The organism is Streptomyces amakusaensis, from assembly GCF_039532665.1.
Classification (GTDB): Bacteria; Actinomycetota; Actinomycetes; order Streptomycetales; family Streptomycetaceae; genus Streptomyces; species Streptomyces amakusaensis.
Genome location: NZ_BAAASB010000002.1, coordinates 265,214 through 287,827 on the forward strand (window position 1 = coordinate 265,214; position 22,614 = coordinate 287,827).

The 22,614-nt window shown below is 73.2% G+C and carries 19 protein-coding genes; all 19 read left to right on the forward strand.

The genetic code is table 11. The features are described 5' to 3' along the window. Positions 1-35: 35 nt before the first annotated feature. On the forward strand, positions 36-1,109 hold the full coding sequence (locus ABD371_RS03740; RefSeq protein ID WP_344472646.1) for a carboxymuconolactone decarboxylase family protein: 1,074 nt from the start codon (positions 36-38) through the stop codon (positions 1,107-1,109). Beyond that, complete coding sequence (locus ABD371_RS03745; RefSeq protein ID WP_344472648.1) at positions 1,106-1,936, forward strand: TIGR03084 family metal-binding protein; 831 nt, start codon at positions 1,106-1,108, stop codon at positions 1,934-1,936. The genes ABD371_RS03740 and ABD371_RS03745 overlap by 4 nt, the downstream gene beginning before the upstream one ends. Positions 1,937-1,971: 35 nt before the next feature. After that, entirely contained in the window at positions 1,972-3,468 is a 1,497-nt protein-coding gene (locus tag ABD371_RS03750) for an MFS transporter (protein ID WP_344472651.1), read from the forward strand. Between the two features lie 341 nt (positions 3,469-3,809). Continuing rightward, entirely contained in the window at positions 3,810-4,610 is an 801-nt protein-coding gene (locus tag ABD371_RS03755; RefSeq protein ID WP_344472652.1) for a TIGR03084 family metal-binding protein, read from the forward strand. 47 nt (positions 4,611-4,657) lie between these two features. Next, positions 4,658-6,109, forward strand: a complete 1,452-nt coding sequence (locus tag ABD371_RS03760) for an extracellular solute-binding protein (RefSeq protein ID WP_344472654.1) — start codon at positions 4,658-4,660, stop codon at positions 6,107-6,109. Between the two features lie 98 nt (positions 6,110-6,207). Further along, on the forward strand, positions 6,208-7,011 hold the full coding sequence (locus ABD371_RS03765) for a DUF2306 domain-containing protein (RefSeq protein ID WP_344472656.1): 804 nt from the start codon (positions 6,208-6,210) through the stop codon (positions 7,009-7,011). Positions 7,012-7,153: 142 nt separating this feature from the next. Further along, positions 7,154-8,332: an acyl-CoA dehydrogenase family protein gene (locus tag ABD371_RS03770; protein WP_344472658.1), complete on the forward strand. Its 1,179-nt coding sequence runs from the start codon at positions 7,154-7,156 to the stop codon at positions 8,330-8,332. A gap of 40 nt (positions 8,333-8,372) precedes the next feature. Then, on the forward strand, positions 8,373-8,816 hold the full coding sequence (locus ABD371_RS03775) for an SgcJ/EcaC family oxidoreductase (protein WP_344472660.1): 444 nt from the start codon (positions 8,373-8,375) through the stop codon (positions 8,814-8,816). A gap of 31 nt (positions 8,817-8,847) precedes the next feature. Next, positions 8,848-10,233: an FAD-dependent oxidoreductase gene (locus tag ABD371_RS03780; protein ID WP_344472662.1), complete on the forward strand. Its 1,386-nt coding sequence runs from the start codon at positions 8,848-8,850 to the stop codon at positions 10,231-10,233. Continuing rightward, the gene (locus ABD371_RS03785; RefSeq protein ID WP_344472664.1) at positions 10,214-11,371 is read left to right on the forward strand and encodes an epoxide hydrolase family protein; all 1,158 of its coding nucleotides are present in this window, start codon (positions 10,214-10,216) and stop codon (positions 11,369-11,371) included. Before ABD371_RS03780 ends, ABD371_RS03785 begins: the two co-directional genes overlap by 20 nt. Before the next feature lie 173 nt (positions 11,372-11,544). Continuing rightward, positions 11,545-12,642: a 4-hydroxyphenylpyruvate dioxygenase gene (hppD, locus tag ABD371_RS03790; protein WP_344472666.1), complete on the forward strand. Its 1,098-nt coding sequence runs from the start codon at positions 11,545-11,547 to the stop codon at positions 12,640-12,642. 1 nt (position 12,643) lies between these two features. Continuing rightward, positions 12,644-13,912 carry a cytochrome P450 gene (locus ABD371_RS03795; RefSeq protein ID WP_344472668.1) on the forward strand — a complete coding sequence of 423 codons (1,269 nt, stop codon included), beginning with the start codon at positions 12,644-12,646 and terminating at the stop codon, positions 13,910-13,912. Continuing rightward, positions 13,909-15,690 carry an amino acid adenylation domain-containing protein gene (locus ABD371_RS03800; protein ID WP_344472670.1) on the forward strand — a complete coding sequence of 594 codons (1,782 nt, stop codon included), beginning with the start codon at positions 13,909-13,911 and terminating at the stop codon, positions 15,688-15,690. Before ABD371_RS03795 ends, ABD371_RS03800 begins: the two co-directional genes overlap by 4 nt. Before the next feature lie 61 nt (positions 15,691-15,751). Next, positions 15,752-17,137, forward strand: coding sequence for a condensation domain-containing protein (locus tag ABD371_RS03805; RefSeq protein ID WP_344472672.1), 1,386 nt, complete (start codon positions 15,752-15,754; stop codon positions 17,135-17,137). Between the two features lie 4 nt (positions 17,138-17,141). After that, positions 17,142-18,179 carry a ketoacyl-ACP synthase III family protein gene (locus ABD371_RS03810; protein WP_344472674.1) on the forward strand — a complete coding sequence of 346 codons (1,038 nt, stop codon included), beginning with the start codon at positions 17,142-17,144 and terminating at the stop codon, positions 18,177-18,179. Between the two features lie 282 nt (positions 18,180-18,461). Next, positions 18,462-20,348, forward strand: a complete 1,887-nt coding sequence (locus ABD371_RS03815; RefSeq protein ID WP_344472676.1) for an amino acid adenylation domain-containing protein — start codon at positions 18,462-18,464, stop codon at positions 20,346-20,348. Between the two features lie 189 nt (positions 20,349-20,537). Further along, complete coding sequence (locus tag ABD371_RS03820; RefSeq protein WP_344472678.1) at positions 20,538-20,792, forward strand: acyl carrier protein; 255 nt, start codon at positions 20,538-20,540, stop codon at positions 20,790-20,792. Beyond that, positions 20,789-22,186, forward strand: coding sequence for an aminotransferase class III-fold pyridoxal phosphate-dependent enzyme (locus ABD371_RS03825; RefSeq protein ID WP_344472680.1), 1,398 nt, complete (start codon positions 20,789-20,791; stop codon positions 22,184-22,186). Before ABD371_RS03820 ends, ABD371_RS03825 begins: the two co-directional genes overlap by 4 nt. Beyond that, positions 22,183-22,614: an acyl-CoA thioesterase gene (locus ABD371_RS03830; RefSeq protein WP_344472682.1), complete on the forward strand. Its 432-nt coding sequence runs from the start codon at positions 22,183-22,185 to the stop codon at positions 22,612-22,614. The genes ABD371_RS03825 and ABD371_RS03830 overlap by 4 nt, the downstream gene beginning before the upstream one ends.

The window sequence follows — 22,614 nt, forward strand, 5'->3', positions numbered from 1 at the left end:
CCCGGACCCGCGAGCGGGCCACGAAGGAGACTGCCGTGAAGAGAGTCCTCCGCACCGTGGTCAAGAACTCGCTCGGCAGCATCCGTCACATCGAGGCGGTACGCCCCGACGGGGCCACCGGCCTGGTGGCCCGGGTGTACGAACAGACCGTGCGCGACTTCGGCGGGCTCGCCCCGCCGATCGCCCTCCACTCACCCGCCCCCGAACCGCTGGCGGCCTCCTGGCTGATGCTCCGCGAGAGCCTGCTGGTGCCCCGGACCGCCGGGCGGGCGGCGAAGGAGGCGGTGGCCCACGCCGTCTCCGAGGCCAACTCCTGCCCGTACTGCGTCGAAGTGCACGGCGCGGCCCTGCGCGACCTCGAACCCGCCGCCGCCCCGGGGGCCGCCCCCGCCCCGGGGAGCGCGGCACACGCCGCCGCCCGGTGGGCCCGCGCCGGCCTCGTACCCGGCGCGGACGCCGACGACGAACCCCCGGCGGACACCCGCACCGAGCTGACGGCCGTCGCGGTGGCCTTCCACTACCTCAACCGCATGGTCAACGTCTTCCTGGAGGACTCCCCGCTCCCCGCCGGACTGCCCGCCGCCGCGCACGACGGGCTGCTGCGCATGGTGGCGCGCACCCTGCGCCCCACCGCCCCCGGCGGCCCCGCGGCCGGGGCCTCGCTCCCGCTGCTGCCGAAGGCCCCGCTGCCGCCCGACCTCGCCTGGGCGGCCGGCGTCCCGGACCTCGCCGAAGCGTTCGCCCGCTCCGCCGCCGCCGTCGACCGGGCGGCCGGGCCCGCGCTCCCCGCCGCCGTACGCGAACGGGTGCTCGCCGAACTCGACGCCTGGGACGGCAGCCCGCCCCCCGTCGGCCGGGGCTGGCTGGACGACAGCACCGCCCCGCTCCCGCCCGGCGACCGGCCCGCCGCCCGGCTCGCCCTGCTCACCGCCCTGGCCTCCTACCGCGTGGAGGACCGCGACATCGCCGCCTTCCGGGCCCGCACCCCCGGCGACGGCGCGCTGATCGGACTGACCTCCTGGGCGGCCCTGGCCGCCGCGCGCACCCACGGCGCACGCACGGTGCGCAACCCCCCGACCGCCCCCGCTCCGAAGGAGAGCAGCCCATGACCGACTCGCCGAACACCGAGCACCGCCCGCCGCACCCGGCACCGGCGCTCGACGCCCTGGCCGAGGAGTGCGCACGGCTGGACGCCCTGGTGGCACAGGTGGAGGCGGGGCAACTGGCCACGGACTCCCCGGCCCCCGGCTGGACCGTGGCCGACCAGATCGCCCATCTGGTCTTCGTCTTCGGGCTCGCCCGCGTCGCCGCCACCGACGCGAACGCCTTCCACGGCTTCATCGAACGCGCGGCGGGAAACTTCAACGGAGCGGTCAACGCGGCGCTGGCCGACTACGCCGACGACTCCCGCGAGACCCTGATCGCCCGCTGGCGCGAGGCATGGCGGGCCACCCACACCGCGCTCGCCGCCCTGCCCCCCGAGCGGCCCGTCCCCTGGCTCACCGGCCCGACCCTCCCCGCCGATGTGGCCAGGGTCGGCGTGCTGGAGCTGTTCGGCCACGGCCAGGACATCGCCGACGCGCTCCGACTGAGGCACCGGCCCACCGACCACATCGTCCATGTGACCCGATTCGCCCAGGCCAACCGGGACTTCGGCTATCAGGCCCGGGGGCTCACCCCGCCGTCCGAGCCGTTCCGGTTCGAGCTGACCGGGCCTTCCGGCGCGCTGTGGGAGTACGGTCCCGCCGACGCGAAGGAGCGGATCACGGGCTCCGCGTACGACTTCTGTCTCCTGGTGACCCGCCGGCGGCACCGCGCCGATCTGGAGCTGAACGCCAGCGGCGCGGAGGCGGACCGCTATCTCGACCTCGCCCAGGCCTACCGGGGGAACCCCGGCCCCGGCCGTACCCCCGGGCAATTCGCCCACCTCGGCTGACCCCGTCCGTACCTTCCCCAAGAGAGGCCCCCACGGTGCCCCCAGCAGAGAACCTCCGCGCGGGCCGCCGGGAGTGGCTGGCGCTCGTGGTCCTGGCGCTGCCCGCGCTGCTGCTCGCCCTCGACTCCGGGGTGCTGCTGCTCGCCCTCCCGGCCATCGGCGCGGACCTGCGGACCGGCCCCGCCCAGCTGCTCTGGGCCATGGACGTCTACGGCTTCATGATCGCGGGCTTCCTGGTCACCATGGGCACCCTCGGCGACCGGATCGGCCGCCGCCGGCTGCTGACGGCCGGGGCCGCCGCGTTCGGCGGCGCGTCCGTCCTCGTCGCGTACGCCGACAGCGCCACCACCCTGATCGCCGCGCGGGCCCTCCTCGGCATCGCCGGCGCGGCGCTGATGCCCACCACTCTCGCCCTGATCGGCACCCTCTTCCGCGATCCGCGCCAGCGCACGGCCGCCGTCGGCGTGTGGATGGCCTGCTTCATGGCGGGCATGGTGATCGGCCCCCTCGTCGGCGGCGTACTGCTGCGATTCGCCTGGTGGGGCTCGGTGTTCCTGCTGGGCGTGCCCGTGATGGCGCTGCTGCTCATCACCGCGCCCCTGCTGCTCCCCGCCGACCGGGAGCGCACGCCGGACTCCGCCCGGCTCGACCCGCTGAGCGTGCTGCTCTCCCTCGCCGCCGTGCTCGCGGCCGTACAAGGGCTCAAAGGGCTCGCCACCGGCGCGGGCACGGCGCTCTCCTCGGCCCTCGTGCTCCTCGGCCTCCTCCTCGGCCGGATGTTCGTGCGCCGCCAGCGCGGACTGGCCCGGCCCCTGCTGGACCTGGGGCTCTTCGCCGACCGCACCATCCGCTCCGTACTGCTGATCATGCTGCTCGGCGGGGCGGCCATGGGCGGCATCGGGCTGCTCACCGCGCAGTATCTCCAACTGGCCCTGGGGCTCGACCCGCTGAGCGCCGGGCTGTGGATGCTCCCGTACGCCCTCGCCATGCTGATCGGCTCCGCGCTCACCCCGCCGCTGGCCCGGCGGATCCCGCCCGGACGGCTGATCGCGGGCGGTCTCGCGCTCGCGGCGGCCGGCTACGGGCTGCTGCTGACCCAGGCGGCCTCCGGCGGGCTCCCGGTCGTGATCACCGGCCTGGTCGTGGTGTATCTGGGGCTCGCCCCCTCGGCCGTGCTGGGCACGGACCTGATCCTCGCCGCCGCCCCCGCCGACCGGACCGGCTCCGCGTCCGCGCTCTCGGAGAGCGGCAGCGAACTGGGCTTCGCGCTCGGCACCGCCGTGCTCGGCAGCGTCGGCACCGCCGTCTACCGGGTGCGGATGCCCGAGGGCGCGCGGACGGACGAGACCTTCGCCGGCGCGGTCTCCCGGAGCGAGGAGCTTCCCGCCGGACCCGGCCAGGCCCTGTTCGACCAGGCCAGGGAGGCGTTCACCGACGGGCTCACCACCGTGGCCTGGGTCTGCGCCCTGCTGGCCGCAGGGCTCGCCGCCCTCGCGCTCAGGGGGATCCGCGGCGCGGCCCCGGCCGACTGACCTGCCGGTACGGACAGCACACAAGGAGAAGACAGCGCCCCACGAGTGCGGCACGCTGGGGTGCACCGCGGAGCCACCCGACCACCCGTCACCAACGGACCGGTCCGGCACGGCAGTACGGCCCCGCCGGGAAACGAAGGACCCCCGCCCGCCCCGGGCCCGCCCTCCTCTCCCTCTTCCTCTTCCTTCTTCCGACGAGGTACGGCCCGCACCGCCTCCCCGCCGTGCGCCGCCCGTCACCGGACGGACAGGGCGCGGCCCCGCCGCGCCCCGGACCGCCACGCCCTCGACCACCCCGGACCCGACCCCCAGGACCCGATCTCCCACGAGAGGAACCACGCGTGAACGACTCAAGAGACGTGCTGGACGATCTGACCGCGGCGGGCGACGAGATCGACCGCCTGGTGGCGGAGCTGGACGAGCGGCAGTGGGACACGCCCACCCCCGCCCCCGGCTGGACGGTCAAGCACCAGATCGCCCATCTGGCCTTCATCTTCCGGCTGGCCGGCGCCGCCGCCGGGGCTCCGGAGGTGTTCAAGACCGCTGCCGCGGCCGCCGCCGAGGACTTCGAGGGAGCGGTCAACGCCGCGCTCGCCGGCTATCTCGACAAACCGGCCGCCACGGTGCTGGACCTCTGGCGCGAGGAGCGGGCCAAGGCGGGCGCGGCACTGGCCGCCGTCCCGGCCGGGGAGATGGTGCCCTGGCTGGTCAACCCGCTGCCCGCGCCCGTGCTCGCCTGCGCCGGGATCATGGAGCTGTTCGGCCACGGCCAGGATGTCGCCGACGCGCTCGGCATCCGGCGCGAGCCCACCGACCGGATCCTGCACCTGGTCGGATTCGCCACGCTGACCAGGGACTTCGGCTATCAGGCCCGGGGGCTCACCCCGCCGTCCGAGCCGTTCCGGTTCGAGCTCACCGGGCCTTCGGGCGCGCTGTGGGAGTTCGGCCCCGCCGACGCGGAGCAGCGGATCACCGGCTCCGCGAACGACTTCTGTCTGCTGGCGACCCGTCGGCGGCACCGTGCCGATCTGGAGCTGAGCGCCACGGGCGCGGAGGCGGACCGCTACCTCGACATCGCCCAGGCCTACCGGGGCCCCGCAGGACCCGGCCGTACCCCCGGGCAATTCGCCCACCTCGGCTGAACCGACCCGCCCGGCCCTCCCTCACCCCATCCCTCTTTGGAGAAAGCATGCGCAGCCCAAGGACGTTGCTCGCCGCCTCGCTCGCCACGGCGGGCATGCTCACCCTCGCCGCGTGCGGCACCCCGGCCTCACCCGGCACCCACGCCCAGCTCGGAGTGGACACGAGCAAGGTCACCACCGTCGACGTCTGGCTCGCCGAATACCCCTTCCCGGGGTATCTGGACACCCGTAGGAAACTGGCCGAGGAGTTCAACGCGAAGCACCCCGGCTACCGGGTGAAGATCAAGGCGTTCCCCTACACCCAGCTGCCGCTGGAGGTCTCCAAGGCCGCGGCGCAGGGTAGGGCGCCCGCCGTGGCGAACTACTACTACAGCACCACCCAGCTGGCCCGGGACGCCCGGAACAAGGCCGGGAAGCCGCTGTTCACCTCGGTGGAGAAGGCGATCGCGGGCCGCTCGACCATCCTCGGCGAGCCCGTCGTCACCGACGACCTGCTGCCCGCGCTGCGCGGCTACTACACCGAGTCCGGCGATCTGCGGTCCATGCCGCTGACCGCGATGACCTCGCTGATGTACGGCAACAAGAAGATCCTGGACGCGGCCGGGGTGGACTCCTTCCCGAGGACCTGGCGGGAGCTGGAGCGCGCCTGCAAGAAGGTCGCCAAGCTCGCCGACGGCCCGAAGAACTGCGTCACCTGGCCCAACCACAGCTGGTTCTTCCAGCAGGCCGCCGCCCAGCAGGGCGGACTGCTGACCGACCGCGCGGGCGGCCGTGACGGCCGTGCCACCCAGGTCGAGCTGAACTCGCCGGAGCTGCTGTCCTACGCCTCCTGGTGGGAGAAGCTGCACCGCAAGGGCGCGTACCTCTACACCGGGCAGCCGGGCGACTGGGGCGGCAACTTCGAGGCCTTCAACCAGCAGAACGTGGCCTTCGTGCTGGACTCGGCCAACATGGGCGGCATGCTCGCCGAGGAGGGCGAGAAGGCCGGCTACAAGGTCGAGGCGGGCCCGGTGCCGCACAACGGCCGCACCCCCAGGACCGGCAATCTGACCTCGGGCGACTCGCTCTGGCTGAAGTCCGGTCTGGACCGGCGGACCCGGGACGGCGCGCTGGCCTTCATGCAGTTCCTCAACAGCACGGCCAACGGGGCCGAGTGGCACAGGAACACCCAGTATCTGCCGATGACCGAGAGCTCCGCCGAACTCCTGGAGGAGCAGGGCTGGTTCGAGCGGAACCCCGCGCCGGAGGTGGCACTGGAGCAGATCCGGGCCACCAAGGACGAGCCGGGCGCGCTCGGCCCGGTGCTCGGCGGCTTCACCGGGGTCGAGAACGAGCTGACGAAGGCCATGCACGACGTTCTCAAGGACGGCGCCCGCCCGGCGAAGCGCTTCGGCCTCGCCGACGCCGAGGGCCAGAAGATCCTGAACGACTACAACACGCGCTGCGTCGGCGCGGGTCCGGTGGCCCCGGACTGCCTGACGGTCGGCGAACTCGGCTGACCCGACGGGCCCGGCCGACCGCCCGGCCGGGCCCACCCCCCGAACGCGCGCCCTCCGTACCACCGGACCGCCCGTGCGCATGAACCGGAGGATTCACCGTGACACAGAACCTGGAGCGCGCGGGCACGCCGGCTCCCGCCCCGCCCCCGTCCTCGCCCACGCCCACGCCGCCGTCGGCCGGCCCGCCGGACCGCCGCGGTGTGCGGGTGTGGATGATTCTGCTGGCCCTGTCCACCGTCGCCGTCTTCGCCTATGTCCTTCCGCCGTATCTGGGGCTGGACCCCGCCGAGGCGACCGTGCCGCTGCCGCCGGAGTTCCCCGCCAAGTACGCGATGCTGGTCGGCCACATCCTCTTCGGCTCCATCGCCATGGTGACGATGTGCCTCCAGGTGTGGCCCTGGCTGCGGCGCGAACACCCCGCGATCCACCGCCGCAGCGGCCGGCTCTATGTCTTCGCCGGGGTGCTCCCCTCGGTGGTGCTCTCCTTCTATCTGCTGGTGACCTCCTTCGGCGGACCCGGCTGGGTGGGGCGGGCCTCGCTGGCCGCGCTGTGGTTCATCACCACCGCCGTGGGCTACGTGCGCGCCCGGCAGCGGCGCTACCAGGAGCACCGCCGGTTCATGATCTACAGCTTCGCCCTGACGATGGAGGCCCTGAGCGGCCGGCTGCTCGCCAACGGGCTGATGCTGGCGATGGGGATGACACCCGGCGAGATACCCACCGAGCAGGCGGCCTCGATGATGACCGCGGCCGAGGCCTCGGCCTGGCTCGGCTGGGTGGTCAATCTGATGATCGCCGCCTGGTGGCTGGACGGCCGCAGGTCCAAGTCCAAGTCCAAGTCCAGGTCAGAGGCCAAGCCCGGGGCCGGGCGCGGGCCCGCCGCCACCGCCCCCTCCGCCTGACCCGGGGCCGCCCGTGCCCGCCGCCGTACGCGGAGCGCAATCAGGAAGATGCGGCCCCGCCGAGGCGGCTGCGAGTCTCAAGACGCCGCGTCCGACGCGGCGTCGCCCACCCCACCCCGTGCCCCAAGCCGAGGAGAACTCCATGGCCACCGACACCCCGTCGAGGACGGAACTCGTCCGGCGCGCCGCCGAGCTGGTGCCCCTGCTCCAGAAGAACGCGCCCACCGCCGAGGAGGAGCGGAGCCTGCCGGAGGACACCGTCGCGGCGCTCGCCGACTCCGGACTGCTCAAGATGCGGGTCCCCGTCCAGCACGGCGGCTACGAGTCCGACATGCGCACCGTGGTCGAGGTCCTGGCCGAGCTGGGCCGGGGCTGCGGCTCGACCTCTTGGACCGCCGCCGTCTGGGCGGTCAGCACCTGGATGGTGGGACTCTTCCCGGACGAGGTGCAGGAGGAGGTCTTCGCCACCCCCGACGTCCGGATCTCCGGCATCCTCAGCCCGAGCGCCATGGCCGTGCCCACCGAGGGCGGCATCGTCCTCAACGGACGCTGGGCGTTCAACACCGGTGTCCGGCTGAGCGGCTGGAACACCAACGCGGCCGTGCTCGCCCGGCCGGACGGCAGCTTCGAGCCGATCATGACACTGCTGCCGGTCGCGGACCTCGGCGTCATCGACGACTGGCACACCTCGGGGCTGCGCGGCTCCGGCAGCGTGACCACCGTGGCCGAGAACCTCTTCGTCCCCACCGAGCGGGTGCTGCCGCTCGGCCCGGCGCTCCAGGGCCACCATCTCTCCCGGCGGAACGCGGGACGGACGATCTACCGCGCGCCCTTCCTGCCCACCGCGGTCGCCACCGTCAGCGGCCCGGCCCTCGGCCTGGCCAAGGCCGCCCGGGACGCGTTCTTCGAGCGGCTGCCGGGCCGGGGGATCAGCTACACCTCGTACGAGAAGCAGAGCGAGGCCCCGCTGACCCACCTCCAGGTCGCCGAGGCCACCGTGAAGATCGACGAGGCCGAGTTCCACGCGTACGCCGCCGCCGACCTCCTCGACGCCAAGGGCGCGTCGGGCGAGGAGTGGACGATGGAGGAGCGGGCCCGCGCCCGGCTCCGGGTGGGGGCGGTGTGCTCCCGCGCCAAGGAGGCCGTGGACATCCTCAACACGGCCAGCGGCGGCTCGTCCATCTACCACTCGGTGCCGATCCAGCGCATCGAGCGCGACATCCAGACCGTCAACATGCACTCGATCATGCACCCCAACACCAATCTGGAGCTGTACGGCCGAGTGCTGTGCGGTCTGGAGCCCAACACCCAGTTCATCTGACCCTCATCCCGGCCACCCACCACCGGACAGGACCGTGAACATGAGCGCATCGACTTCCGACAGCACCGGCACCGGCACCGAGACCGGCACCGACACCGACATCGCGGCGATCGCGGGCGTCCCCGGGCGCATCGTCGCCGCCTGGGCCGACAACGACGCCGACGCCTTCGCCGAGGTCTTCGCCGAGGACAGCACCCTGATCCTGCCCGGCGACGTCTTCCTGCGCGGTCGCGAGGAGGTCCGGGCCTTCATGACCCGCGCCTACCAGGGCCCCTTCAAGGGGACCCGGGTCTTCGGCGAGCCGCTGAGCCTCCGCCGGCTCGCCCCCGACGTCGCCATGGTGATCACCAAGGGCGGGGTGCTCGCCCCCGGCGACACCGAGGTCGCCCCCGAGCGGGCCATCCGCGCCGGCTGGCTGCTCACCCGCCACGACGGCGAGTGGCTCATCACCGCGTACCAGAACACCCCCATCGGCACCGCCTGACCGGTTCGGCGACAAGAGAGAAGGTGACGCCGTGGAACGGCGAATAGGCGACCGCGCGGTGGTGCTCGGCGGCAGTCTGGCGGGGCTGCTCGCGGCCAAGGTCCTCGCCGGGCACTTCGAGCGGGTCCTGCTCGTGGACCGGGACGAGCTGACCGGCGTCACGAAGGCCCGCAGGGGAGTGCCGCACGGCGGCCACGCGCACGGTCTGGTCGCCCGGGGCCAGCAGATCCTGGAACGCCACTTCCCGGGCCTCACCGAGGAGCTGCGCGCCGCCGGAGTGCGCCCGGGGGACTTCAGCGGGGACATCCGCTGGTACTTCAACGGCCGGCGGATGCGCCCCTCCCACTCCGGACTGCTGTCGATCCCGGCCACCCGGCCCGTCCTGGAACACCATGTACGGATGCGCGTGGCCGCGCTTCCCGGCGTGGAGCTGCTGGAGGGACGGGACATCCTCGCCCCGGTCGCGGGCCCGGACGGCCGGCGGATCACCGGGGTCAGGATCAGCACCGGGGACGGCGGGGAGGAGACCCTCGAAGCCGATCTGGTCGTCGACACCACCGGCCGGGGCTCCCGCACCCCCGCCTGGCTCGCCGAACTCGGCTACGAACGGCCCGAGGACGAGCGCGTCGTGATCGACCTCGCCTACACCACCCAGCACTTCCGGCTGGAGAACGACCCCTTCGGCCCGGACCTGGCGATCATCCCGGCGGCCACCCCGGCCTTTCCGCGCGGGGCCTTCTTCTACCGGCTGCCCGGCGACGAGGGCAAGGTCGAGCTCTCGCTCACGGGCATGCTCGGCGACCATCCGCCCACCGACCCCAAGGGCTTCCTCGACTTCGCGGCCTCGCTCCCGGTGCCCGACATCCACCGGGCCGTCCGGGACGCCGAGCCGATCGACGACCCGGTGCGGTTCCGCTTCCCGGCGAGCGTGCGCCGCCACTACGAGAAGCTGGCCCGCTTCCCCGACGGACTGCTGGTCATGGGCGACGCCGTGTGCAGCTTCAACCCCCTCTACGCCCAGGGCATGACCGTCTGCGCCCTCCAGTCCCTGACCCTGGCCCGGCTGCTGGAACGCGGTGCCGTGCCCCGCCCCGCCGAGTTCTTCGCCGGGATCAGCGCGGACATCGACTCCCCCTGGGAGTTCTCCGCCGGGGCCGACCTCGGCTACCCCGGCGTCGCCGGCCGCCGCACCCTCAAGGTCCGGCTCGCCAACAGCTATGTCGCCCGCCTCCAGGCCGCCGCCGTCCACGACGCCGAGCTGGGCAACGCCTTCATCCGCGCCGCCGGACTCATCGACCCGCCGCAGGCCCTGATGCGGCCCGCCAACCTCCTGCGCGTACTGCGCGCCTCCCGCCGCCGACCCGACCCCGCCACCCCTTTCGAGGACAGGAGCCCCCGTGCGTCCCTTCCGCGTTGACATCCCCGAGTCCGACCTCGACGATCTGCGCCGCAGACTCGCGGCGGCCCGCTGGCCCGACGAGATACCGGGGGCCGGCTGGGACCGGGGCGTCCCCGTCGCCTACCTCCGCGAGCTGGCCGAGTACTGGCGTACGGAATTCGACTGGCGCGCCGCCGAGGCGCGGCTGAACGCCCACCCCCAGTACCTCACCGAGATCGACGGCACCACCGTCCACTTCCTGGAGGTGCGCTCCGCCGAACCGGACGCGATGCCGCTGCTGCTCACCCACGGCTGGCCCGGCTCGGTCACCGAGTTCCTCTCGCTGATCGGACCGCTGACCGACCCCGTCGCCCACGGCGGGGACGCGGCCGACGCCTTCCATGTGGTGATCCCCTCGCTGCCCGGATACGCCTTCTCCGGCCCGACCCGCGCCCCCGGCTGGGACGTGCGCCGGGTGGCCCGCGCCTGGGCGGAGCTGATGAGCAGGCTCGGCCACGAGCGCTATGTCGCCCAGGGCGGCGACTGGGGCATGCCGATCTCGCTCCAGCTGGGGCTGGCCGACCCCGAGCACGTCGCCGGGGTGCACCTCAATATGTTCGCCACCATCCCCACGGGACCCGAGGACCTCGAAGGGCTGGACGAGAAGGACCGGGGCCGGCTGGAGTTCGCCCTCGCCTTCGAGCAGACCGCGATGGGCTGGCAGAAGATCCAGTCCACCCGTCCGCAGACCCTCGCGTACGGCCTCACCGACTCCCCGGTCGGCCAACTCGCCTGGATCACCGAGAAGTTCAAGGAGTGGAGCGCCGCGGACCGCGTCCCCGAGGACGCCATCGACCGCGACGAGCTGCTGACCATCGCCTCCCTCTACTGGCTGACCGCCACCGCCGGTTCCAGCGCCCAGCTCTACTACGAGTCCACCCCCACCCCGGCGGACTTCCCGGCCGTCTGGGGCGGGCCCTGGCCCCTCGCCATGCCCGCCGGGGTCGCGGTCTTCCCCGAGGACGCCTCCCTGCCCGTGCGCCGCATCGCCGAGAAGGTGCTGCCCACACTCACCCACTGGACCGAATTCGACCGGGGCGGCCACTTCGCCGCCCTGGAACAACCGGAGCTGCTCGTCGGCGACATCAGGGAATTCGTACGGCCGCTGCGCGGCTGATTCCCCGCCCCGATCCGGCGAAGGCGCGGCCCGTTTCCCCGGCGGACCGCGCCTTCGCCCTGCCCGGCGGACCGCCGCCGCCCACCGGCGCGGGACGCCGCAATCCAGAGGATGCGGCCCGCTCGACGCCGGTGCGATCGTCGAAGGAGTTGTCCAAGCGGATGGGAAAAGCGATGACAAGCCCTGCGAGCCCTGCGGACGCGTTCGAGGGAATGGCCCTCGACCACATTCGGTTCTTCGTCGAGGACACCGCCGTTCAACAAGAGATATTCGCCGGGCGCTACGGCATTCCGGCGCTGACCGCCGCCGAGACGGACGAGACCAGTTCGATCGCCCTCGGCGCGGGGGACATCCGGCTGGTGCTGACCCGGCCGCTGGTCGAGGACCACCCCGGCACCGCCCATCTCGACCGGCACGGACACGGCGTCGGCGACATCGCCCTGAGGGTCCGCGACGCCCGCGCCGCCCATGAGCGGGCCGTGCGCGGCGGGGCCCGGAGCGTCTCCCCGCCCGTGGAGCGCGACGGCATCGTCACCGCCGCCGTCATGGGCTTCGGCGATGTCATCCACACCCTGGTCCAGCGCCCCGACGACGCCGACCCCGGCGCGCTGCCCGGCTTCACCCCGATCCCCGGCGCGCCCGCGAAAGCCCCCGCGGCCTCGGAGACCGGACTGCTCGCCGTCGACCACTTCGCCGTCTGCCTGGAGGCCGGCGGACTGGCGGAGACGGTCCGCTTCTACGAGGAGGCCCTCGGCTTCTCCGTCATCTTCACCGAACGGATCGTCGTCGGCGAGCAGGCGATGGACTCCAAGGTCGTCCAGAGCGCCTCCGGCGCGCTGACCCTGACCCTGCTGGAGCCCGACCTCTCCCGCCGCCCCGGCCAGATCGACGCCTTCCTCAAGAACCACGGCGGCCCCGGCGTCCAGCACATCGCCTTCACCGCCGGGAGCATCATCGAATCCGTCGCCGCCGTCCAGGGCCGGGGCCAGGAATTCCTGACCACGCCCGCGAGCTACTACCGGCTCCTCGAAGGCCGCATCGCACTGGCCCGCTACACCGTGCCGCGACTCCAGGAACTCAACGTCCTGGTGGACGAGGACCACGACGGACAGCTCTTCCAGATCTTCAGCCGCTCGACCCACCCCCGGGCCACCCTCTTCTTCGAGATCATCGAACGCCTGGGCGCGCGCACCTTCGGCAGCGGCAACATCAAAGCCCTGTACGAGGCGGTCGAGGCGCAGCGCGCCAAGGACGGATCCGCCGGCGCGTGACATGACCCGCGACCCCGAGGACACCTCCCCCATGCCGGCAGACCCGAGCGAGCTGAACCTCGCCGACCCCGCGACCTTCGTCCGCCCCGACATGGACCGCGTCTGGCACCGGCTGCGCACCCACGACCCGGTGTACCGGCACCCGGCGACCGAACTCGGCCCCGCCTTCTGGGTGCTGACCCGCTACGCCGACGCGCTGACGGTCTACAAGGACCCGGCCCGCTTCGGCTCCGCCCGGGGCAACATGCTCACCTCCCTGCTGGCCGGCGGCGACCCGGCGGGCGGCCGGCTGCTCGCCGTCAGCGACCCGCCGCGCCACACCGCCCTGCGGACCATGCTGCTCAAGGCCTTCTCGCCCCGGCTGATGCGCCGGGTCGCCGAAGGCGTACGGGTCAGGGCCGACGCCCTGATCGAGCGGGCGGTCGCCGCCGGGGAGTGCGACTTCGCCCGGGAGGTCTCGGAGATCGTCCCGATCGCCACCATCTGCGATCTGCTCGGCGTCCCCGAGTCCGACCAGGCGGCGATGCTGGCGCTCAGCAAGCGCGCGCTGAGCGCCGACCGCCCCGGGGACACCGCCCGCGACATGCGGATGGCGCGCAACGAGATCCTGCTGCGCTTCTCCGACCTGGCGCGCGCCCGCCGCGCCCGGCCCGCGGACGACGTGATCAGTCTGCTGGTCCACGCCACGGTCGACGGCGCGCCGCTGACCGAGGAGGAGGTCGTCCTCAACTGCTACGGCCTGGTCCTCGCGGGCGACGAGACCGGACGGCTCGCGATGACCGGCGCGGTCCTGGACTTCGTACGCCACCCCGGCCAGTGGCGGGTGCTCAAGGAGGGCCGCGCCGGCGTCGAGAGCGCCGTGGACGAGATCCTGCGCTGGAACTCGCCCGCCATGCACGTCGGGCGCACCGCCCGCCGGGACACCGAGATCGGCGGGCGGCGGATCGCCGAGGGCGACCTCGTCACCGTGTGGAACGTCTCCGCCAACCGCGACGAGAGAGTCTTCGACCGCCCCGGGGTCTTCGACGTGGCCCGCACCCCCAACCGCCATCTCGCCTTCGGCCACGGGCCGCACTTCTGCCTCGGCGCGTTCCTGGGCCGGGCCGAGATCGCGGCCGTCCTCGCCGCCCTCCTGGAGCGGGTGGAGGTGATCGAGCAGCTCGGCGAACCGGTACCGCTCTACTCCACCTTTCTGCGCGGCTACACCTCCCTGCCCGTCCGGCTGACGCCGGCCCGCCGTCCCGTCCCCATCGAACGGAGTATGCGATGACGTCCCCCTCGCTCCAGGAGCGATTCGCCCGGCAGGCCGCGCTGACCCCCGACGAGACCGCCGTGGTCCTCGCCGCCGGGGAGCTGACCTACCGTGAGCTGGACGAGCGGGCCAACCGGCTCGCCCATCGGCTGCTCGGCCTCGGGGTACGGCCGGAGGAGCCGGTCGCCGTGCTGATGGAGCGCTCGGCCGACCTGGTGGTGGCGATCCTCGCGGTGGTCAAGGCCGGGGCCTGCTATCTGCCGCTGCACAGCGCCTATCCGCCGGAGCGGCTCCAGCGGATCGTGGACCTCTGCGGCGGCACGGTGCTCCTCACCGACCACGCCATGCGCGGCCGGGGGCTGCCCGCCGTCGAGCACACCGTCGTCGTCGACACCGACGCGGCGACCTCGCGGGCCCCCTCCCACGACCCGGGACGCCCGGGGCATCCGCTGGCCCTCGCCTACCTCATGTTCACCTCCGGCTCGACGGGGGAGCCCAAGGGCGTCGCCGTCACCCACAGGGACGCGCTGGCCCTGGCCCTCGACAGCTGCTGGGACGGCGGCGCGCACGAACGGGTGCTGATGGTCGCCCCGTACGCCTTCGGCATGTCCACCTACGAGCTGTGGGTGCCGCTGCTGCGCGGCGGACGGCTGGTGCTCGCCCCCGAAGGACAGCCGACGGCCCCCGTGCTGCGCAAGGCCGTCGAGGCGCACGGCATCACCGTCGTCCATCTGACCGCCGGACTCTTCCGGGTGATCGCCGAGGAGGACCCCGGCGCGCTCTCCGGGCTCCGCGAGGTCATGACCGGCGGCGACCGGATCCCGCCCGCCGCCGTCGGCCGGGTCCTCGCGGCCAACCCGGGGCTCGTGGTCCGCGCGATGTACGGATCGACCGAGACCACGCTGTTCGCCACCCAGTCGGAGATGCGGGACGGGTACGAGCCCGGCGACAGCGTCCCCGTCGGCCGTCCGCTCGACGGCATGCGGGCGCATGTCCTGGACGAGCGGCTGCGGCCGGTGCCGTCCGGGGAGACGGGGGAGCTGTACATGGCGGGCGTAGGCGTCGCCCGGGGCTATCTGGCCCGCCCGGCGCTGACCGCCGAACGCTTCGTCCCCGACCCCTTCGGCCCGGCCGGGACCCGGATGTACCGCACCGGCGATCTGGTGCGCCACACCCCCGAGGGGCTGATCGACTTCATCGGGCGCTCCGACAGCCAGGTCAAGATCCGGGGGTTCCGGGTCGAGCCGGGCGAGGCGGAGGCCGTGCTCGCCCGCCACCCGGACGTGGCGCAGATCGCCGTCGTCGCCGAGGAGGCCGCCCGTACCGGCGAACGGCAGCTCGCCGCCTACGCGGTGCTCCGGCCTTCGGCGCTCTCCGAGGAACCGGCGCGGACCGTCGACTCGCTGCGCGCCCACGCCCGGCGCTCGCTCCCCGACTTCCTGGTCCCCTCGCGCTTCACCCTGCTGGACGCGCTGCCGCTGACGGTCAACGGGAAGCTGGACCGCCGCGCGCTGGCCGCCCCCGCCGCCGAGGAGAGCGACGGGGCCGCGCGGCCGGCCGCCCACTCCGGCCTGGAGGTGCTGCGCACCCTGTACGCCGATGTCCTCGGCGTCGAGTCCGTCGGCCCCGACGACGACTTCTTCGAGCTGGGCGGCAACTCCCTGCTGGCGATCCGGCTGATCAGCCGGGTCCAGGCCGAGCTGGGGGCCGAACTGGCCGTGCCCGTGGTGTTCGACGAGTCCACCCCGGCGGCCCTCGCCGCCCATCTCGCCCGCGAGACGAGCCCCGCGCCGTGACACCCCTCCGTATCCCGCCGTATCCCGTCAACCGCCACCACGATCAGGAGCCCGGCCACCGATGAGCACCGCGCACAGCGACGACACCCTTCAGGTTCCGCTCTCCTTCAACCAGGACTTCCTCTGTCTGTACGACCAGGGGGACGACGCCGGCCCGTTCGGCCCGCGCTACCACATCGTGCACGGCTGGCGGGTGCGCGGCGCGGTCGACCACGCCGCGCTCCGGGGCGCGCTGGACGATGTGGTCGAACGCCACGAGGCCCTGCGCACCGCGGTGATACGGAACGGGGACGAGCGGTACCAGCGGATCCATCCGCCCGCCTCCCCGGAACTGACCGTCCGCGACCTCCCCGCGACGGACCCCGCGCTCCGGGACGAGCTGGTGGAGAATCTGCTGATCGAGGCCGAGCGCGGCACCTTCGACAGCCTCCGGATCCCGCATCTGCGCGCCGTGCTGGCCCGCTTCACCGACACGGACGCGGTGCTGGTGCTCACCGCGCACCACACCGCCACCGACGGCTGGTCCATGCGGCTGATCATGCGGGACCTCGCCCACCGCTACGCGGTACGGCGCGGCCACGAGCTGCCGGAGCTGCCCGAGGCGCTGCCGTACCGGGAGTTCGCCCAGTGGGAGCGGGAGCAGTCCCAGACCCCCGCCGCCGACGCGGCCCGCGCGTACTGGCGCGACCGGCTCCGGGGCGCGCGGATCGTCACCATCGGGACCGACCACCCGCGCTCGGCCGGTCTGGAACAGACGACGGGCATGCACCGCTTCCTGATCGAGCGGGAGACGATGACCGCGGCCCTGGAGCTGGCCAGGAAGAACCGCAGCTCGCCCTTCATGGTGCTGATGGCCGCCTTCCAGGTGCTGATCTGCCGGACGACGGACGTCACCGAGGTCACCGTCCCCACCTTCTCGCCGGGCCGGGGACCGGACCGGTTCCAGCAGACCGTGGGCTCGTTCTTCAACTTCATGCCCGTCCGGACCGACCTCGAAGGCTGCGCCACCTTCCGCGAGGCGCTCGCGCGGGTGCGGAAGAGTTGTATCTCGGCCTACGCCCACGACATGCCGCAGATCCCCGCCGAAGCGCCCGAGATGATGGCCCCCGCCATGGCGGACGATCGGGCCACCTGCGTCTTCCAGGTCTTCCCCTTCCCCTTCGTCCTCGACGGCGACGCGATCGGCGATCTCACCTACACCGAGGTGCGGCGGCGGCTCGTCTCCCAGCCGCTCGCCTCGGACATCCCCGACGGCTCGCTGTGGACCCTCAACCTCGACCCGGACGGCGACGTCGTGGCGAGCGTGGCGTACAAGCGGAGCCTCTACGACCCGGCCACCGTCGCCGCGCTCGCCACCGGCTACCGCGAGACGCTGCGCGAGCTGGTCGCCGAACCCGACGCCCCCCTGCACCTCACGCCCGGCCGGGCACCTGCGGAAAGGGTCTGAACGGATGCGCTGGAACGACCTCTTCATCGACGGCGTGGCCACCGCTCTCGGCCACGAGGAGCGCACGGCCGACGCGGTGGCCGACGGCCGCTACGACGCCGAGGAACACGAGCGCAGCGGCTATCTGGGGGTACGGGTCTGCCCCGAGGGGCCCGCGATCGACCTGGCGGTGCGCGCCGCCGAACGGGCGCTGAAGCGCTCCGGCACCGACCCCGGCCGGTTCACCCTGGTCACCCACTCCTCCGTCGCCCACCAGGGCCTCGACGACTTCGCGCCCGCCGCGCACCTCCAGAGCCGTACCGTCGGCGGCCGGGGCACGGCCGTGGAGATCCGCCAGGCCTCCAACGGCGGCATGGCCGCCCTGGAGCTGGCGGCGGCCCATCTCAGCGCCGGCCGCCCGGACGGAGCCGTGCTGCTGGCCACCAGCGACCGCTTCGTCCCGCCGGGGTACGACCGGTTCCGTACCGCCCAGGGGTGTCTGCTGGGGGACGGCGGCACCTCGCTGGTGCTGGCCCGGGGCTCGGGGCCGCTGCGGCTCTGCTCCAGCGCCTCCGTGGGGGACACCGCCCACGAGGGACTCCAGGTCGGGGCCGACCCCTGGTCGGAGGTAAGCGGCGGCAACGGCTGGCCGGTCGACCAGGACCAGCGGGTGCGGGGCTATGTGGAGCGGCACGGACCGGAGATCTTCATGGATCTCGTCCAGTCCATCTGGGCCTGCGAGAACGAGACCATGGAACGCGCCCTGGCCGACGCGGACTGCACCGCCCGGGACATCGCCCGGTGGGTCTTCCCCAACATGGGCCTCGCGCTGACCGGCTGGGACTCCCGCGCCGAGTTCGGCGTCGACCTGGAGCGCACCACCTGGGAGTGGGGCCGGCGCGCCGGCCACCTCGGCGCGGGCGACCAGTTCGCGGGCCTCGCCCACCTGCTGGAGTCCGGCGCTCTCGCCCCCGGCGACCGGGTGCTGCTCCACGGCGCGGGCACCGGCTTCTCCTTCACCTCCGCCGTGGTCGAGGTACTGGAGACGCCCGACCGGACCTAGGCCGTCTCTTACGGATCTTGCTGGGCTCGCGGGGCCTGGCACGCACTCCCCCTGGGCCTGGCGGCCCGGGAGGTGCCCCCACGCCGCGTTGTCGTCAGTCGCCTACGGCCCCCTGGGCTTCGCCCGGGAGGTACCCCCACCGCGTGGGCTCCTTCCTCCGCCTTGCGATCGCACGCACCAGGCCCCGCTCCCTGATCCAGCCAGATCCGTAAGAAACGACCTAGGCCGTCTCTTCTCTTCGAAGTCCCGTCCGGCACGGCCCCACCACCCCGCAGAAAGGCGATGCCCGTGTTCACCCTGGACGACCTCGTCCGTCTCGTCCGTGACGAACTCGCTCTCCCGCTGCCCGTGAACGGGGCCGTGCCGGACTTCGACCACGCCCTGAACTGGCGGTCGGTGGATCTGGTACGGCTGGTCCTGGCCGTGGAGAAGCACACCGGCCACCGCATCCCCATCGCCGAGCTGTACCGGCGGCGGAATCTGCGCGGCGTCCACGACCTGTACACCGCCACCGAGTCCGCCGGGTCCGCCGGCCCCGGAAGCGGTACGCGGCGCGCGGCCCCCGGATCCCCGGCGGCGGCCGGGTCCCTTCCCGATGAGGGGGACGAGGACCTCTCCCTCTACGGATGGTTCGCCCGCTCGGCGGCCCGTCACCCCGAGGCGCTCGCCCTGCGCGTCGCGGGCCAGGACCTCTCGTACCGCGCCCTGGAACAGGCGGTGGGACAGCTCGCGGGCCGGGTCGCCGAACAGCCGGGCGGCCGGGTGGGGCGGCTCGGTCTGCTCTGCTCCCGCACCGTGAGCACCTACGCCGGATATCTCGCGGGACTGCGGCTCGGCGCGGCGGTCGTCCCGCTCAACCCCGAGTTCCCGCCCGAGCGCAACACGGCCACGGCCCGCGCCGCCGCCGTCGACCTGCTGCTCTGCACGGCCGAGGACGCCGAACTCGCCGAGCGGATCGGCCGGGAGACCGGGATCCCCCACCTGGTGCTCCCCGACACCCCCGACACCTCCGACACCCCTGGCCCCGCCCCCGGGAGCGGGCCCGGCCCGGACGACCTGGCGTACATCATCTTCACCTCGGGCTCCACCGGAGCGCCCAAGGGCGTCCCCATCAGGAACCGCCATGTCTCCGCCTGGCTCTCCCACACCGTGCCGTACTTCGAGGCGGGCCCCGGCTCACGCTTCTCCCAGACCTGCGACCTCTCCTGGGACCTCTCGATCTGGGTGCTCTTCGTCGGCTGGGCCTCGGGGGCCGCCCTCGTCGTCCCCGAGAAGGCCGAACTCCTCACCCCCGTCGCGCACATCAACGAAGACGCCATCACCCACTGGTTCTCCGTCCCCTCCTCGCTCTCCATGGCCCGGCTGCTCGGCGAGCTGACCCCCGGCGCGCTGCCCACCCTGCGCTGGAGCCTGTTCGGCGGCGAACCCCTGACCGTGGACAACGCCCGCGCCTGGCAGGAGGCCGCGCCCGGCGGAGTGCTGTCCAATGTGTACGGGCCCACCGAGGTCACCTGCACCTGCACCACCTACCCGCTGCCCGCCGACCCCGCCGACTGGCCGGACGCCCGCCTCGGCTCGCTGCCCATCGGACCCGTCTACCCGGCGCTGGAATGGGTCGTGATCGACGAGCGGGGCCGGCGCTCCCCGGAGGGCGAACTGCTCATCAGGGGCCCCCAGCGCTTCGACGGCTATCTCGACCCCGCGCACAACACGGGCCGCTTCGCCCGCTGGAGCGAGGACGACTGGGCCCCCCACGAGCCGGGGGAGGAGCTGACCGACGCCCACTGGTACCGCACCGGGGACCGCGTCCACACGGAACCTGACGGCACTCTCGTCTATCTCGGCCGGGTGGACAACCAGGTGAAAATCCATGGCTTCCGTGCGGAACCCGGCGACATCGAGGCGGCGCTCCGCCGCCATGAATCGGTCGAGGAGGCCGTCGTGGTCCCCTGCGTCACCGCCGACGGCACCACCGAACTCGCCGGATTCCATCTCGGACCGGAGACCGACCGGGAACGGCTCCTCGCCTTTCTCGAAAAGCAATTGCCCCCGTACCTGGTGCCCCGCCATCTCGTCCGGCTCCCCGCCTTTCCCATGAACTTCAATGGAAAAGTGGACCGCCGGAAACTGTCCGAGGAGGCGTTCGACCTCATCGCCCGGTACGGCTGAGCCCCGCCGCCCGCGTCGCCAACGCCACCTCCCAGCGCCCCGGTTCCCTTCGGACCGGGGTGCTCCGGCGTACCCGGCCGAAATTCCGTTCGGCGCAATCCAGGAGATGCGCCCGACGAGTTCCGCCCCTCATGATGAATTCTGATAACAAGGGCCGCCAGGAGCGGAAACAACGGGAGAGGTACACCCATGGATATCGAAGGAACGATACGGAAGATCCTGACCGCCGAATTGTTTCTGGAGGCCCCGCCCGAGGAAATAGGCGCCGAGGACAGCCTGCGGGCCGTCCACGGCCTGGACTCCCTCGGCTTCGCCGAACTCCGGGTCCTGTGCGAGGAGTCCTTCGCCGTCCGGATCTCCGACGACGACTTCACCCCGGAGAACTTCCGCTCCCTGAGCACGGTCACCGCGCTCGTCGCCCGGCTCCGGGCGGACGCCGCGTGAGCGCCGCCCCGACCGGGCCCGCCCACCTGCCCCCCGGCACCCTCGACACCCTCGCCCGGGGCCGCGAACTCCACCTCGACCACTACGGCAGACGGCTCCCCTTCGCCCTCCTCGGCGGCACCGGAGTGCGTCAGCGGTACGCGGAGCTCGAAGGAGAGCGCGCCGGCACCGTCTTCGAGGCCCTGGACGCCAGCGGCGGCTACGCCAGCGCCTGCCTGGGCGCGGGCCACGAGGTCGTACGGCGCGCCCTGGACCGGGGGACGCGGGAGGCGGGGTACGCCACCGACGAGATCGGCTCCCTGGAGCGCTCCGCGCTGCTCACCGAAGTCCTCGGCGAGGGCGGACTCTGGACGGACCACTTCCCCGCGGGCGAATACCACGCCAGCGGACGCAACTCCGGCTCCGAAGGCATGGAACTGGCACTCCGCCTCGCCCTCGAGACCCGCTTCGACCACCGCACCCTGCGCCCCGCCACCGGCCGCGGCGAACGCGACCGGATCCTCGCCTTCGAAGGCGCGTGGCACGGCTGGACCAGCGGACTCGTCCCCTTCCTCAACCGCAGGCACTACCGGCTGGGACTCCCCGTCCCCGACCCCTCGCGCCCCTACGGCACCACCGTCGACCATCTGCCCTTCGGCGACGAGACCGCGCTCGCCGGCTATCTCTCCCAGTTCGGCGACCGGCTGCTCGCCGTGGTCGTCGAACCCATCCAGGGCGACGCGGGCATCCTCACCCCGCCCCCCGGCTATCTGCGCTCCCTCGCCGAACGCACCCGCCGGGCCGGCGCGCTCCTCATCGCCGACGAGGTGCTCACCTTCGCCAAGAGCGGCCGATTCTTCGCCATGGCCGACGACGAGGGACCCGTCCCCACCGACATCACCGTCATCGGCAAGAGCATCGGCATGGGCGCGCAGTCCGTCTCGATGGTCATCGCCCGCAAGGAGCTGACCGTACGCGGCTCCGGCGCGGTCGCCACCTCCGATCTGCGCCCGCTGGGCTGCGCCGTCATCCGCGACGGACTGCGCCACATCGTCGACGAGAAACTCCTCGAACACTCGGCCGCCCTCGGCGAGCAGTTCACCGCCGCCCTGCGCGAGGAGGCCGTGGCGGCCTTCCCCGAGCTGTACCGGGAGATCCGGGGCCGGGGCGTCATCCAGGGCCTGGAGCTGACCGAGGCCGCCGCCGGCCGGCTCGTCGAACTGCGCGAGCACATCGTCCGCGCCGGAGTCATGGTCGAGTTCATGGCCGGGGCCGGCCGCCGCTCCGCCGGACTGCGCTATGTCTTCCCCACCCTCCGGATCGCCCCGCCGCTCATCACCGGCCCCCAGGAGGCCGAGGAGATCGTGGCCCGCATCGCCGAGGGCTCCCGCGCCTTCCTCGGACGCCCGGAGTGAACGGGCTGCGCCCGGTGGTCCGGCGGGTGGAGCACGTCGACACCGACGCCGCCGGAGTCGTCCACTTCAGCCGCTACGCCTCCCTGATGGAGACCGCGATCCTGGAGAACCTGGAGAGCCTCGGCCAGGGCGTCACCGCTCTCGCGGACGACGGACTCGACCTCGCCGTCGCCGAGACCCATCTCAAATACCATCTGCCCGCCCGCTTCCCCGACGAGGTCAGCATCACGGTCCGCGTCGACCGGGTCGGCGGCGCGTCCTGCCGGCTGCACGGCGAGATCCACCGGACCGCCGACGGCGAAACGGCCCTGCTGGCCTCCGGCGATCTCGTCCTCTGCGTGGTCGACCGGGCCAGGGGAACCGTGGCCCCGCTGCCCGCCCCGCTCCGGCAGACCCTGCGCGACCGGCTGACCCGCGCGACCGCGTGA